Origin of the sequence: Microvirga massiliensis, from assembly GCF_001006805.1 — a bacterium.
GTDB classification, from domain to species: domain Bacteria; phylum Pseudomonadota; class Alphaproteobacteria; order Rhizobiales; family Beijerinckiaceae; genus Microvirga; species Microvirga massiliensis.
This window is the reverse complement of sequence record NZ_LN811350.1, coordinates 85,355-100,817: the sequence shown is the minus strand read 5'-3', so window position 1 is coordinate 100,817 and position 15,463 is coordinate 85,355. Positions and strand designations below refer to the sequence as shown.

The 15,463-nt window shown below is 59.3% G+C and carries 11 protein-coding genes and 1 pseudogene; 5 read left to right on the top strand and 7 right to left on the bottom strand.

Going from position 1 to position 15,463, the window contains the following annotated elements; translation table 11 throughout:
• Positions 1 to 786 (top strand): phosphatidylglycerol lysyltransferase domain-containing protein (locus BN1233_RS00430; protein ID WP_046861564.1); only part of this gene is annotated, 786 nt, incomplete at its 5' end.
• 448 nt (positions 787 to 1,234) lie between these two features.
• On the opposite strand, the gene BN1233_RS00425 is transcribed toward BN1233_RS00430, so the two are convergent.
• From BN1233_RS00425 to gnd, 7 genes are all read right to left on the bottom strand, one after another.
• Positions 1,235 to 2,686 (bottom strand): ATP-grasp domain-containing protein, encoded by a 1,452-nt coding sequence (locus BN1233_RS00425; protein WP_244470878.1) that lies wholly within the window; start codon positions 2,684 to 2,686, stop codon positions 1,235 to 1,237.
• 1,107 nt (positions 2,687 to 3,793) lie between these two features.
• On the bottom strand, positions 3,794 to 4,930 hold the full coding sequence (locus BN1233_RS00420) for a CapA family protein (protein WP_082145078.1): 1,137 nt from the start codon (positions 4,928 to 4,930) through the stop codon (positions 3,794 to 3,796).
• Positions 4,931 to 5,246: 316 nt separating this feature from the next.
• Complete coding sequence (locus BN1233_RS00415; protein WP_048708997.1) at positions 5,247 to 6,611, bottom strand: HlyD family type I secretion periplasmic adaptor subunit; 1,365 nt, start codon at positions 6,609 to 6,611, stop codon at positions 5,247 to 5,249.
• A complete protein-coding gene (locus tag BN1233_RS00410) occupies positions 6,608 to 8,335 on the bottom strand; it encodes a type I secretion system permease/ATPase (protein ID WP_048708999.1) in 1,728 nt (575 codons plus the stop codon). Before BN1233_RS00410 ends, BN1233_RS00415 begins: the two co-directional genes overlap by 4 nt.
• A 202-nt stretch (positions 8,336 to 8,537) precedes the next feature.
• Positions 8,538 to 8,960: a hypothetical protein gene (locus BN1233_RS00405; RefSeq protein WP_046861559.1), complete on the bottom strand. Its 423-nt coding sequence runs from the start codon at positions 8,958 to 8,960 to the stop codon at positions 8,538 to 8,540.
• Positions 8,961 to 9,481: 521 nt separating this feature from the next.
• A complete protein-coding gene (locus BN1233_RS00400; protein WP_342341630.1) occupies positions 9,482 to 10,030 on the bottom strand; it encodes a gluconokinase in 549 nt (182 codons plus the stop codon).
• Positions 10,027 to 11,013: a phosphogluconate dehydrogenase (NAD(+)-dependent, decarboxylating) gene (gnd, locus tag BN1233_RS00395; protein WP_046861558.1), complete on the bottom strand. Its 987-nt coding sequence runs from the start codon at positions 11,011 to 11,013 to the stop codon at positions 10,027 to 10,029. The genes BN1233_RS00400 and gnd overlap by 4 nt, the downstream gene beginning before the upstream one ends.
• 25 nt (positions 11,014 to 11,038) lie before the next feature.
• On the opposite strand from gnd, the pseudogene BN1233_RS00390 reads away from it, so the two are divergent.
• The 4 genes and pseudogenes from BN1233_RS00390 to BN1233_RS00370 form a co-directional block, all read left to right on the top strand.
• Positions 11,039 to 11,530 (top strand): annotated as a pseudogene (locus tag BN1233_RS00390) (pyridoxal-phosphate dependent enzyme); the annotation flags it as partial.
• Entirely contained in the window at positions 11,527 to 12,807 is a 1,281-nt protein-coding gene (locus BN1233_RS00385) for a Zn-dependent hydrolase (RefSeq protein WP_046861556.1), read from the top strand. The pseudogene BN1233_RS00390 and the gene BN1233_RS00385, both read left to right, overlap by 4 nt.
• Positions 12,808 to 13,285: 478 nt before the next feature.
• A complete protein-coding gene (locus BN1233_RS00375; RefSeq protein ID WP_046861554.1) occupies positions 13,286 to 13,693 on the top strand; it encodes a hypothetical protein in 408 nt (135 codons plus the stop codon).
• Positions 13,694 to 14,073: 380 nt separating this feature from the next.
• On the top strand, positions 14,074 to 15,342 hold the full coding sequence (locus BN1233_RS00370; RefSeq protein ID WP_244470879.1) for a serine hydrolase domain-containing protein: 1,269 nt from the start codon (positions 14,074 to 14,076) through the stop codon (positions 15,340 to 15,342).
• Positions 15,343 to 15,463: the final 121 nt, after the last annotated feature.

Below are 15,463 nucleotides of genomic sequence, written 5' to 3'. Positions count from 1 at the left end.
ATTCCTGGTTACGGCATGAATTTGCTGGTACTGGCGCAGGACTTTGCCCGCGGGGCCTCGGAGGAGGTCAAGGCGGACTGCATTCTCCTGCGTCTCGGCCGGAAGACCAAGCTGCTGCCGCTGGTGTCCGACTGGGAGGCGTATGAGCGCATTCTCGACCGCGAAGCAAAGGCGCTCCGGCCCGGCGATCTCCTGGGGTATGTGCCTGAACAGCGGGAGGAAGGCTGGAAGAACGACTTCAATAAGGTCGAGTGCCATCGCGAATTCGTCTGGCACCGCGAAACCGTCTCCGAGATGCGCGGATCCTCTTGGAAAGGAACCCGCAAAAAAGTCGGCAGGCTCTCGAGGGCTGGCGCGCATGTAGAGCCGATTGGTCCGGAGAACCTGGCTCGCGTGCTGGCCTGCAACGACAGGTGGTATGCGGCAAAGACGGCAAACGGTCGGACGACCTATCATCGACGGCGTACGGTCTGGACGTTCGAGAACTTGTCTCTGCTGGAGCCGTTGGGCGTGCGCCATCTGGCCGTGGTGCTGGACGATGACGTGATCGGCTACGGGGTCGGAAGCCATCTCGGCGCATCATGGGTCGCTTCTGTTCATCGCAGAGGCGACAATGAATATAACGTGACTCCTTACATCGATCATGAGTTGTCCAAATTATATCTTGATCGCCAGTGGATCAACGTCGGTCCCGCAATCGGAAAGCCCGGGCTTGCTTGGGCCAAGGAGAGATTTGCAGTGAACGCTGCCGATAAGCAGATGACGCTAGGTTGGATAATGGTGTAATCGACGACAATGGGGTCGGCCGCATTTTGATGCTTGACCTGCCTGCAGCCGAAGGGTGGGTACCCAGATTATCCAGCGCCACCACAATCACCCAAGCCCTGGAACGTTGCATGTAGACGAGCATGCATCTGCTCGGCAAACTCCTGTTTGGCTTGGCGTGGTGTCACACCCACGTGGCGCCGTCCCGCCGGCGGCTCAGCGCATAAAACAGGTTGGCCGAGCCCTGTCGCCGGTACTCATAGTTGACGCGCGATTCGCCCGCAGGCGACTAGCTGAGATACCAGTGTGTCGGTTAGGAACCGGAAAGCAACTCATCAAAGCATAACACCGGACCGTCAGAAATTCATCAAACCTCGTGGTGAGGGTTTCGGATCGATTCGGGAGGATTTGCGACACGAGCTATTCGATACTGCGATCGGTACGCATGCTCCGTAAATCGTCGTAAGATCTAACTGAGTTGGGTAGTATGAGTGAGCGCAAACGCATGCATGGCCGCCTCGATATGCTGCTGTCTTGCACCGGAAAGGCTCGGCATTTGAGTCGATACAACTTCTTCTCCTGCCTCGACGAATGCAAATTGCAGTCCCGTCATGTCATTTGACCAGCGCCTCACAACAGCTGCTCCCCCAATCGCGAGGTGATCACTCACCTCGGGATCGCGAGAGTCTGCAGCGATCAGGACGATCCGAGATCGATCCACAGACGAAAGCGCTTGGCGCGCAAACCGATTCTTTGAGCTGACGATGAACCGCCCTCGGTTCGCCTTCAGTAGAACCGCCAACCCCTTCTCATACTCGTCGGAAATTTTTTCCGAGTCCAAAGACACCAGCGACACCGCATCACACTTCTGTAACCCCAGTCCATGCTTCGCTACATGGCGGAGGGACACGGCAGCTGCCACCGCTTGAGTTAACGGCTGCCGCAAGAGGATGTTGGGCGCGTGTTGCAGCTTGTCCTCTGGAACATCGAGCGACCGCCCATTGATATAGGCTCCCTGCTTTAGGCTGAGCCCCACGGTCAGACCCTTCGCCCGCAGCATGCCGTCAACGAAGCGGGCCACAGAGCCACGGCCTCGATCTCCTGCGACGAGAAGAAACGGCACGCAGGCAGAGGCGGGATCCGGGAACATATGGCGAAGAATGGCGACCCCCATGTCGCGCGATGTCCCCTCACGTGGCCACAGATGCATGCCAACGCCCGGACGCGAGTTCACTTCTACGATCCGGCCACCTATTTCGCGGTAAGATCTCGAAATATCCGGCGAAACGAAGTCTACACCCGCAATCTCGAGTCCCATCGCGCGAGCAGCCTCCTCGGAGACCTTCCGGTTGTCGGGGTGAACGAGATCCGTTACATCAATCGGAATACCTCCTCTAGATACATGCCCGGTCGCTCGGACCGCAATAAGCTGGCCAGGTGCTGGTATCGAGTCGAGCCCGTAGCCCAGGGAATCGAGATGATCTCTGAGTTCATCGTCGAAAGTAATCGGTGAGAAGCGCAGCTTGTCCCTGTCAGGCTCGGCATTCAGCTCGTCGATGAGTTGCCGAATGGTGCGCACACCGTCACCACGAATCTGTGGTGGAACACACAATAGAGCGGCAGCGAATTTCCCGCCTACGACCGTAAGGCGATAATCCTTCCCCAGCACCAACTCCTCGATGAGAACTCCGTGCTCCTCGGAAGCAGCGAGCTGGAAGGCAGCATCAATTTCCTGCGGGTTCTTCACCCCGATGGTAATTCCGCGACCTTGATTGCCCTGTACTGGCTTGACGACGACAGGCCTACCTATGCGTTCGAGAGCGGCGACTGCCTCTGCGATATTGGCCACTTTAAATTGTCGTGGGACTGGTAGTGATAGTTGAGTGAGTTGGAGATTGCTTACATGCTTGTCTAATGACATCAGCACTGCCGAATAGGACGTCGAGCCTCCCATGGTCGAAAGGCACCGCTGCTGGCATACACCATGTCCAAGGCGCAGTTGTCGACGGGTAATGAACTCGAAAGGTATGCCCAGTCGGGACGCAGCTCTCTTCAGAACCGCCGTAGAACTCGAGATACGGCGCCTCTCTGCGCGCTGAGTGAGTTTCAGCAATGCGAGCTCGTACTCCCCACTCCTCGAGTGGCCAGCATTCTGTCGAGATATTTCAACGAATCCGGCTACCGCGACCTCTGCCGACGACCGTGACATCTCAGGGTCCAGGGTTTCCCATACCAAAATTACTTCATGATCATCGCTGCCGGGAATTACGGAGGCAAACTGAACCCGGTCCAGAAAAAACATCGTTCTGAGAATTGTTGCTTCGACGGAGATTATTGCCTCCAGCAACGCCTCGCCAATCTCAACGCCCGCAGGAGATAAGAGCTTAGATCGATATTCTGAGGAAACGCCCTGATCAGATGAAGATGGCGGGAGGATAGGCGGCACAACGGGGAAGTAGCTATTGAACCGTAGCGGAAAGTCCGGTCCAAGATCGGAAGTCCTCAGCTGCGCTAGGCCTCCAAGGTCGACCTTGAGGCTCAGCACACTTGAAGTGTGATACACATTGCAGCCTCGAAGTAGGGAGCTTCGGATGATCCGGGGAAATGAGCCTCCTGCCTCCGCGTCGGTGAACCGGACATCGGGGGGGGCAGAGAGGAGGTCTGGAGTTGCGTCGTGCATGACAAGCATTTCCCTCCGCAATGCTACCTGATTGTCTTATAGTACGACTTCACGTGATCTTCTAGTCAAGAAAACCTCGCGAGCGTCTATCATCATGCTAATCCGTCGAGTCTACAACCTTGTCCTCCTAGAACTGAACGGACATCCTTGGCTCGGTTCAGGGGCGGATCAAGAACGCGTTGAATCTGCATTCAGTGCGACCATTAACACGGAATGCATTGGTCTGACGAGAAAGCTTGGCAATATTCCTGCACCGAAATGCCTTGCTAAGTCATCGCGCAACAGGGCAAATGAAGCGCGAGACTTCCACGGCTGTCCGAGTCATGCTTACGCGTATCATGGCGCACACTACAACAAACGGTCGGTTGAATCAGAATGGTGAGCGAATTGACGACTGAGTGGGGTTGTCCGGACAATGTACCACCCCCGCTCGTCGCGTTGGAGCTCGAACCCTCGATCGGAATCATGTTTTTCGCCTACCGATAGAAACTGGAATACCTCCAGCGCCTCCTTTTCTTGCACTGGTCGGGGTTGATATCCGGTTTTCTGGTTATCGGAAACGATGGGGTAAAGCTTCAACCTTCCCGTCCAGCCGCCGTGGGAGCGCCCGAGGCTCAAGCGTCCAATCAAGCTGTACGGCGATGCATTATACATTCTGTATCGGCCTGGTGAGTTGAAAACGAAATTGCCGATCGAGAATACCGTGGTTCCAATAGGAGACGCAAAGCACGGTTGTACATTGTGAGATCCGTGTCCTAACACCAAATCAGCGCCAGCTTCGAAGAATCCCTCGTTTGCGTCCAACATCCGCTCTGTCGGTGGACCGTAATTGACCGCTCCCCCCCAATGAGGAAACACTATGATGAGAGCGTTAGGATCAGTTCGCCTAATCAAACTGATTGCAGCTGACAGCCGGTTGCGTCGCCGCAGCTTGAAATAATTAACACCCGGCTTTCTATTTCCGGCATAGAAGGAATAGAGATCTTTGTATTGCCTGCGGAGTTCGAACGCCGCTATCACATAAATGCTACCGTGAGGAGAACGTATCTTCCAGGGCTCTGATGCCTCCGTGATGTTCTCCCCAGCGCCGAGAACGTGAACATCCGCCGTCTTGAGCAGGGAGATCATTGGGGTCAGGTTGGCGGAGCCGAAATCCATTGTATGATTGTTCGCCAGCGAGACAGCATCTACTCCGATAGACTTTAGGGCGTTTATCGTTCGCTCCGCCGTGTCCCAACCACAGTATTGCTTCTTTTCATTGATAGGCGGTTTTGGTCCATCGGACAGTACCGTCTCTAGATTGACGATAAGACGGTACTTGTCAGTGATAAGAGGTTCCAGCGCGTCGAAGAAGCTGAGCGGGCGAAATTTCAGCCTCTGAAGATGCTCACCAGATTTAAGTTTACTTAGATATGCATCGCCCAGACTGGTATCCCCGCCGAAAACGATAGTAATCTCGGGTGTGATCATATCGTGAGGTGACATTGCTGCGCTTTTTTAAAGATTCAACGATGCTAGCCCCTTCAGAGTTTGATGTCGAGGAGAACAAAATAAAGACAAGCGCAAATACTGCGTAACGGAAAGTCTAGCATCGATCACCTCCATGTCATCGAGAATGTCAACGCACGCAACTGAGCTTCGCGGAACCTCACTTGATGAAGGTTCGATTGAGCAGTGAGAGGCAATCCTGCGGTCACCAATGTCATCGGAAACGCATGCTTCCGCGCCAGTGGCTGGTCCGACAGCCTCATACGACAGCCATGTATGATCCCGCAGCGGCCAATAACAATTGCCAACGCCCTCATTCCTCCCGGAGGGACCCTTGAATGAAGCGTGCTATTGGCGCTTTTACATATTCCCATGGTGTCCGGGCACCGGTTCGAATCATGACATCGGCCCCCATTCCTGGCTGCAGTGCAACCGACGCATCGGATGGCATTGAGTCGATTTCAACGCGGCCGACGTAATAGGCGGAACCCGACTTTGGGTCCACCACCCGGTCTGCGGACACCATCTGCAACCTGCCCTCGAGGGCAGCGCGGTTCCTCCGGTTGATGGCCCAAAGCCATACTGTGACGGGAAGACCAGCTTGCACCTGATCGATATCCAATGCATCGATCGACGCCTGAACGATGAGCTTGTCGTTATCCGGGACAATATCCATCAACGGTTGCCCGGCACTTATGACGCCGCCGATCGTATGTACCTTCATCGTAACGATAATGCCGTCGGTTGGAGACCGGATCTGCGTCCGTTGCATGACATCTTCCGCAGCTGCGAGTTTCTGAGCAAGCTCGTAAGCGCGGGTCCTGACCGCATCGAGATTTTTGACCACCTCTGTCGCGCTTGAGGCTTGCAGCTCTGCGCTTCGCAATCGTGCTTGCTCGATACGCTGCTGCGCGGCTCCGATGGAGGCCAAGTAGCTGGCAATGGAGCCCTCGATTTCAGCCTTATGACGCTGCAGGGCCAGCACACGTGGCCTGTTCGTAAGTCCCTGACTTAGTAGCTTGAGTGCATCACTCAGTTCCTCTCCAATCAGCGTCAGACCTGTTCTAGAGGCGGCAATTTGACCTTCCAGGCCTTGGATCTCGATCTGCAGCCCGGATATGGTGCGCTCAAGGATCGTCAGCTGTTGCTTGAGGAGAGTGCGGCGGCTTTGAAAGATGCTCTCTTGTCCAGCGATTGCGTCATGGACATTCTGCTCTGACGACCTGGAGATTAGGTCAGGCGGGAAGGTTAGGGAATCCGCATTGTCTCGTTCAGCTACGAGGCGCGCGGCGGTTGCTCGCGCTTCAAGGTACTGAGCACGTATCTCGTTCAGTGCCGAGGCAGGCATCGTATCCTGCAGTGTGATCAAGAGGTCTCCCGCCTTTACTTTGTCGCCTTCGCGAACCGCAATACTTTCGACGATACCTCCCTCCAGATGCTGTACCGTTTTCACATGACTGTCGACGACGATCACGCCAGGTGCGACTACAGCGCTTTCAAGCGGTGCGAGAAGTGACCATCCGGCAGTGAGACCCAGAAATATGACAATGATGGTGATGCCTAACGTTATTAAACCCGCTCCAAATGGTGGGCCGACTGTGCCAGACCAATCGGGGTTGCGCATTGGAATAGTATTCGACACTGCAACTTGCTGCGTGATTAGCCCGGCGGTGCTCAACCTACGCTCCTCAAATCGACACTTTGGCTTCGTTCCTCGGGTCTCTCCTCGACTGCACCGGAGCGGGTTATGACTGGGAAGCGGCCGCCAAGAGTCACCACCTTGTCGGCAATTTTCTCCAATCTTGGCGAGCGCACAGTTTGAGTCAGGATGATGGAGGCTCCCTCGTTCTTGAGTTCCCGCAAGGCCGCCTCCAAAACTCTGCGGGACGGGCGGTCCAGATTGGCTGCGGGTTCATCCAGTACTACCAGTCGTGGCGACCTGTAGAACGCGCGGGCCAATGCGATACGCTTGCGCTCGCTGCCAGATAGGCCCGATATATCGTCCGAGATCTCGGTGTCGTAACCTTGGGGCAGCCGCAGGATGGTTTCGTGCACCCCTGCTCGCCTTGCAGCAGCAATGATATCCTCGAAGGCACCATCGGACATTCGGGCTATGTTTTGCCGCACGGTTCCGCTAAAGAGCTCGGTATGCTGCGGCAAGTAACCAACCAGTTCAGCGCGCACCTCCGCCGGAAGGCGCGTCAGTTCAATATCCCCGATGTTGATCCGACCTCGGTTAGGTAAGATGCGGCCAACGATCAGCCGCGAGAGAGTCGTCTTTCCTGTCGCGGCTCCGCCAATGACGAGCACGAGTTCTCCGGGAAGTATCTCTAATCTGAACTTCCGGAATATGTGATCGCGACCTCCTGGGTATCGAAAGCTGACATCTTCTATCAGCACCGCCGAATTGTAGGTGGAACTGTGATAGGAGACCGGTCTGACCTCATCTTCGGCGAGTTGCATTTTCACGTTCTTGTAAGCGGCTATCGCTTCTTTTAGATTGACCCAACTTCTTGCGGCCTTCTCGACCAATCGATAACCATACCCGGCCATCACCCGGGCAGCGAACATGCCGCCGAGTGTCAGCGAATGCTGGAGGAACAGCCATATGCCGACACCGATGATACCAATTCGCAGGCACTGCCCGATCGCCCTTCTCATCAAGAGATAGAAGGTTGCGCTCGCCTCGGACCGGTCGCGCTCGTCATGTTGAGTAAATACGCTTCTTCGCCACTTCTCGATGAGAGTGGGTGACATGCTCAGCGCTCCAACGGTCTCGATGTTGCGCTCAGCTGCGAGGACGATCTGCCCAGCCTCGCTCGAGGCCTGCCGCGCCGCACGTCGTGGTTCGCGACTTATTGCCTCCTGAACTACTCCCGACAGCATGAGGAGACCAACGGCTCCCAATGTTAGGGCTCCGAGCAACGGGTGAATGAGATAAACACCAAAAAAGAAAAGTGGTGCCCAGATCAGGTCAAGCCATGATGTTGCGGACCGGGTAACGAACGAGCGCAACTTGGACAGGTCGTCGAGAGACTGGCGGGCTATCGAAGAATGGGCACTGATAGCGTCGTTGAGGCTTCGGTCCAAAAGTTTTGCGCCGAAGCGCTGCTCGATCCAAATGCCCCACCGTGCGAGCATCCTTCGACGTATGCCATCGAGTGCGAGTCCGGTCAGGATTGCAACAATCGCGGCAGCCGTAAGCATGACCAGCGTTTCAACGCTTCGGCTCGCAGGGACACGGTCAAGTACGTGTAACAAGTAATAAGGTGTAACAAATCTCAGAATATTGATGAAGATGCTAAGGACAAAAATTGTGAGCAGACCAAACCTGGATGCTTTCCAGGCCGCGCGGATAACCCCGGATTTGCTGGCAGTCCTTTTGCGTCCCAACCTGGACATCGGCTTCCCGCAAATTAAGGCGCGTTAGATGATCAAAGTCACCGAAGCAGACCTTGCCCGGCTGCAAACAGACCCTCGGTCGGGTCTGTTCTCCCGGCGAGGCTCTCTCAGCAAGACGCGGTAGCCCAGGCTCAGAGTTCGAACTCTTCGCCTCTCGCTCGCCTGAGCTCCGCGAGTCGAGGCTGGGCGGATGTAACCTCCGTCAAACCGCCGCGAGTTCTCTCGGGACAGCATGCAGGGCCTCCGGATTGGAATCGGCTTCGGGCTCCCTCTGAGTATCCAGCTCGGCCTGGGCTCCTCTGATTACAGAATGGAGATTGCCTCCGGCAATCTGATCCAATTCGTCACTGATCCGGGATGTGTTGATACGCGGCCAACCCATGACGGCACTGGCGCGCAGGAAGCCCCAGGCCGAATGAGTGCGTATAATGACCCAGCCAAGTTCCAGGAGTTCCTCCGCGAAATCCTCGAAGAACCGGCCGTCGAGCCGGCGTCTCCCCGTGATCTCGCGGAGTGTCTTGTCGGACACGCGAACCCGGTTGAGCGCCCTGCCGTCCTGCTCGCTCCGCCGATGCAGATTGAGCGCCGTCAAAGTTGCAGCCTCTGCTGCCGATATAAAAGGCATGCGGCTGATCCTGTTTGTCGAGCTTTAGGAATTTAATCATAAAATATGATCGCCGACAATCATCTTTTTGGAGGATCTGGTCGCCTAGCCAGTAGCCCCGCTGTGCCGCACTACCGGAAAGGATGAGGGAGCAATCGGGATGCCCTAACTGCCGGCCGAGGTGCTGGTGCCTGCTGGACGTGCCCGGGCTGGACAAACTGGGCGCCCTGGAGCGTCCGGGTCGGGTCCGGCGACCTTCCGTCGGCCAGGCCACTGCCCGTCGGCCGCGGAAGGCAGGCCGGAAGCGTCGTTCCGCTCGACGCGCTTCAGGAGGATACGGTCTTCTTTGAGGGGACCGCGTGCGAGGCAGCGCTGGCTTACCCGAGTGACGCCAATCTTGCAGCGGCCGCCACGGATGCCGTGGCGCAGGGCAATACGGGCATGATTGAGCGTGTCCACCGTGCCCTTGTGAGCCGAGGGCAGGGTGCCTCATCCTGAGGCGGCCTGGATCGCTTCCCCTTTCGCGATGACGCCGAGTCAACTCACCGGCGAGTTTCCGGGATCTCGCCAGGAAGGCCCAACGCTCCGATGATCGTGTCCACCACCGCATCCGGGCTGATCGTGACGGGTATCGTCAAGACACGCTCCTCCGGCCCGGGCTCCTCGAGTGTCGCGAACTGGCTGTCGAGAAGCCCGACCGGCATGAAGTGGTCTCTGCGGGCCGCCATGCGGCTTTCGAGCAACTTTTTGCTTCCGACGAGATGGACGAGATCCACGTTCTCGCGGTTGCCGACGAGCAACTCGCGATAGGAGCGTTTCAGGGCCGAGCAGGTCACGATCGCGTTCTGATTGCGTTGCAGATGATCGTCAATCCAATGCGCGATGGCCTGGAGCCATGGCAGACGATCATCGTCCGTGAGCGGAATTCCGCGGCTCATCTTCTCGACATTGGCCGTTGGATGAAATGAATCGGCGTCGCGATAGGGCCAGCCGAGTCGTTCGCGCAGGAGAGCTGCGGTCGTGCTCTTGCCCGATCCTGCAACGCCCATGAGCACGATGACGCGCGCGCGTTTTGCGTGGGACGCGGTCACGGTCCCGGCTTCCTGGGCTCGAGATGACCCCCGAAACCTTTTCGCATCGCGGAGAGAATCTTCTCCGCAAAGGTGTGGTCCTGGCGCGAGCGGAAGCGCGTATAGAGAGCGGCGGACAGCACGTCCGCGGAAACCGCTTCCTCGATGGCGGCCATGATGGTCCAGCGTCCCTCGCCGGAATCCTCGACATGGCCCGAATAGCTCGCGAGATCGTGCTCCTGTGCGAGAGCCGCTGCCGTGAGATCGAGGAGCCAGGAGGTGATGACGCTGCCGCGACGCCAGACTTCGGCGATATCGGCGAGATCGAGGCTGAGGCGATGCTCCTCGGGAAGCGCCGGAGAATCCGCATTCTTGAGAATGTCGAATCCTTCGGCGATCGCCTGCATCATTCCGTATTCGATGCCGTTGTGGATCATCTTCACAAAATGGCCAGAGCCGCTCGGGCCGGCATGAAGATAGCCGAGCCCGACACGCGGATCGCGACCCTCGCGCCCGGCGGTCCTCGGCGCGTCGCCGGCTCCGGGCGCGAGCGCCGCGAAGATCGGGTCGAGGCGTTCCACGATCTCGCGTTCGCCGCCGATCATCATGCAGTAGCCGCGCTCGAGACCCCAGACGCCGCCGCTCGTCCCAATATCGAGGTAGTGCAGGCCGTTCTGCGCCAAGTCGCGGGCGCGGCGGATATCGTCCTTCCAGAAGCTGTTGCCACCGTCGATCACGACATCACCGGGCGAGAGGAGCGGTGCAATCTCGGCGATCATCGATTCCGTCACTGCTCCCGCGGGCAGCATCACCCAGACGGCCCGCGGCGGCGTCAAGGCATTCACGAGTTCGGAGAGTGAGAAAGCTGCAACAGCGCCTTCGCCCGCGAGCTGCCGGCCCGGCTCCGGATTGCGGTCATGGACGACGCATGAATGACCGTTGCGCATCAGCCGGCGCACGATGTTAGCGCCCATCCGCCCTAAACCGATCATGCCGAGCTGCATCGAAAGTCTCCCGCACCGATAGGCCGAAGGCCCATCACTCGTGCCAGGAACGTCGAACCGGTCGCTCTGTCAATGCGCGATGACGGTGGAGGTTGCTAGGAGGACGTTCAGGGCGAGCCCCGTCAAGATCGCGCCCGGCGCGCCGACCGTCATGGCGATGCTGGAGTGCTACGAGCCCTCGCGGGTCGCCTGGCGGGTGCTGTCCCGGGTTGCCGACGCCTTCATGACCGTCGACGAGGAGGATGCAGTCGCGGTGATGAACCGCCTCGCCCGCCCGGGCGGCAGCGATCCCGCCATCGTGGCGGGCGAAAGCGGCGGTGTGGGGCTCGCCGGCCTCGTCCGGGCCGCGGCGGATCCCGAGATCCGAGTGGCACTTGATCTCGATGCAATGTCCCGGGTCTTCGTCATCAACACGGAAGGCGCGACCGACCTGGAGCGCTACGCCGATCTGGTCGGCGTGAGGCCAGAGACCGTGACGGCCGGCGCGGCCTTCTGGGCCGCAGGGGCACGGGCATGATCGATCTCGCGATCAACGCGGAGCGTTTGCTCGCCCGCATTCGTGAATTCGGACAAATCGGCCGCGACCGCGACGGCAAGCTGGTCCGACTTGCCGGGTCCGACGCCGACAAGGCCGGGCGCGATACCCTCGTGGCATGGCTCCGTGAAGCCGGCCTGGAGGCCGCGGTCGATCGCGTCGGCAATATCTTCGGGATATGGAAGAACGCCGATAACGCGGGCGAGGCACCGGTCCTGCTCGGCTCGCACATCGACACCGTGATCGATGCCGGCATCTATGACGGATGCTACGGCGTCCTCTCGGGGCTAGAGGTGATCGAAACCCTGAAGGCGGCCGGATTTGCTTCCGCACGACCGATCGCAGTCGCTGCGTTCACGAACGAGGAGGGTGTGCGCTACGCGCCCGACATGATGGGCTCACTCGTTTATGCCGGCGGGCTCACGGTCGAGGATGCACTGGCCGCCGTCGGTACCGATGGCACCGTGCTCGGGGCGGAACTGGAGCGGATCGGCTATGCCGGCTCCGAAGAACCAGGTTTCCTGACGCCGCATGCCTATCTCGAATTGCACATCGAGCAGGGACCCGTGCTCGAACGCGAGGGTGTGTCGGTCGGTGTGGTCGAAAATCTTCAAGGCATCTCGTGGCAGCGCATCACCGTTGAGGGCGTTGCCAACCATGCCGGCACGACACCGATGTCCATGCGCAAGGATGCCGGTCATGCCGCAGCGCGCGTAATCACCTTCCTGCGCGACCGGGCCCGGAACGCGAACACGCCCACGGTCGCAACGGTCGGCTGCATGAGCTTCGAGCCGAACGGGATCAATGTCATCCCCTCGCGAGCTACCTTCACGGTGGATCTGCGCAACCCCGACGAACAGCGCCTGCAGGCGGAGGAAGCAGCCCTTGCCGGCTATCTGAGGGAGCTTGCGGCCGCCGAGGATGTGACGATCTCGGTCGAGCGCCTGGTGCGGACCGAACCCGTGACCTTCGACGGGACGATCGTTGCGCTGATCGAGGACGCGGCCCGCGAGCGCGGGCTTGCCGCGAAGCGGATGACCTCGGGCGCCGGCCATGACGCCCAGATGATCGCGCGGATCGCGCCATCGGCGATGATCTTCGTGCCAAGCATCGGCGGCATCAGCCACAACCCACGCGAGCGCACGCATAACGCCGATCTCATCGCGGGCGCCAATATCTTGCTCGACGTCGTCACCCGGCTCGCTGCAAACACGACTTGTAAAGTCCCGAGCAGTGGCATCCAACGAGGTCGCGCCTGAGCTCGTCGAGGAGCTACCGGACGAACTCCCTTGCCAATTCGCATACCGTGGAGAGCCGATCACCAGAGCTATCCTGGCCGCAGATGAGTAACTGGTCGCGGCTGCAATCCGTTCATACCAAGGCCATGCCGGTGTCGATCTCCTGCACCTGGAAGCCGACACCCTGATCCATATCGATGATGCGAATCTCCGCCCTGTGGCGGGCTGGAAGCCGGTGCGGCTGGTCTGCAGGCGCAAGAGCAAGGTCGAAATTTCCAGCCGACCGGCATTGATATTGCAGGCATATCCGCAAGCTCCTGCAGGGCCGCTGCAGACTTGGTTAAACGCGCGGTCAGACCTATGCCGTGAGCTAACAGAACACGGCAACATGCGTCGGTGGCGCTCCGGCGCCTTTGAGACTTCGCTCTGGCGACCCTGGCCGTAGGCGCTATCTGCTGGTGATATGCAGTCAGGCCTTCCATCGCGGCAGGGGCGATCGATGCGGGCGAGAATTCCAGGGTGTGCGGCGGGTCTGCTTCTGTGTCTGACGGCCTGCAATACCGTGACGCGCGGTGTCGAGGAGGAGGTCACGATCACGGCAAGCCCGGCCTCAGCGCAGATCCGAACGTCCCTCGGGCACGAATGCCCCCGGTCGCCCTGCGTCGTGAAGGTGAACCGGAAAGAGGAGTTCACGGCTTACGCCGAGGCCAAAGGATACCGGCCGGGCGCGCTGCTCGTGAAGCCGGAACTCACCGACAAGGCCGCTCCCGGGATGATCGGAAACGCCATTCTCCCCGGCGGCTCAGTCGGCCTCGTTGTGGATGCCGCGAATGGGGCCATGCTGGATCATACCCCCAATCCGGCGCACATTGATCTCGTCCCATTTGGCCGGACGAGAGCACGCTGAAAGGCTCTGGAACGCAGGGATTCTGGCGAGCGCCTATGATGGGCGGGGACGGCTCAGAACCCTTTCAGGCCTACCCCTCAAGCCGACGGCGTTGCTGCCCCAACCACCTCCTCCCGCATTGACGTCGACCTGACGCGGAGCAACACTGTGCGTTGCGGCCCGAGGACGATCGCAACCGGCAATCTGTTTCACTTGCCCGTTGCGCTCGCGGGATTGCCGGGCCGCAGGTCTGCGTTTTGTACACGCGTACAGCCGAACACATTGGTCTTGACGAATGAATTGCGGCGCGGCGCTGTAGACCCTCAGAGCACGTCAACTCGTCAGGTGGTCATCGCCCATCTTCGATCCGTCGCGTCAGGACCAAATCCAGGGAAACGTCTATGACCATGGATCGCAGAGACTTCCTGAAAACCAGCGGCCTTTCGCTTCTGGCTGCTACGAGCCTGACACAGCATGCCTTCGGCCAGAGCGGAGGTAACGGCGCACTCAAGGAGATGCTCGACACCGCACTGAGCCGGCCCGTCGAGCGCGGCGACATCCCGGGCGCCGTCGCAGGTGTCACGGACAAGAGCCAGACCACCTATCTTGCCGCATTCGGCGAGCGGGCGCTCGGACAGGGCGTTCGGATGACGCCTGACTCGGTGTTCAACATCGCCTCCATGACCAAAGCGATCACCGGTACCGCGGCCATGCAGCTCGTGGAACAGGGCAAGCTGGAACTCGACGTACCGATCTCCACGTATATCCCGCGGGCTGCCGAATTCCAGGTTCTCGAGGGCTTCGACGGCAACGGTGAGCCGCGCCTGCGTGCCCCCAAGCGCCAGATCACGCTCCGCCATCTCATGACCCACACCTCGGGCCTGGTCTACGATCAATGGGATGCCGACTTCCTCCGCTTCGCGAAGGCCAGGAACTTCCCGGTCCTCGGCTCGGGTGCCAACGAGGGCTTCTACCCACCCCTTATGTTCGATCCGGGCGAACGTTGGGAATACGGCATCTCGATCGACTGGATCGGCCTGCTGGTGGAGAAGATCAGCGGTCAGAGTCTTGGGACCTACATGCAGGAGCACATCTTTGCCCCGCTCGGGATGACCAGCACCGGCTACCGGCTGATGCCGGACACCGAGGCACGGCGTGTGGCAACGCATCAGCGCGGCTCCGACGGCAAGCTCACCGAGGTCGAATGGAAGGGTCAGCCGCAGCCGGTTCGCGAGCTCGGCGGAGGTGGCCTGTATTCCACGGTTGGCGATTACTTGCAGTTCGTGCGCATGATCCTGAATAACGGCACGGGCAACGGCCATCAGGTCCTCAAGCCCGAGACCGTGGCTCTGATGGGCAAGAATGCGATGGGTGATACCCGTGTCGTCATGCTCAAGACCACAAACCCCGCACGATCGGAGGATGCGGAGTTCTTCCCGGGCCTGCCAAAGAGCTGGGGCCTGACCTTCATGATCAACGAGGAGCAGGCGCCGACCGGGCGATCCGCGGGCAGCCTCGCCTGGGCCGGGCTCTACAATACCTTCTTCTGGATCGACCCCTCGAAGGGAATGGGCGGCGTGTTCATGGCCCAGGTTCTTCCGTTCGTCGACCCCAAGACCCTGCAGGCCTTCTACGACTTCGAAACAGCCGCCTATCACGCAACGAGCTGAGCATCCGGCGGGAGGAGATCCCTCCCGCCTTCAGTCCGGGGAAGTCACGACTCTGACTGAGGTGCTTGGTCCTGGAGAATCACGGTGCATGCTTGACCCGTGAGGTGGAGGATGCGCTATG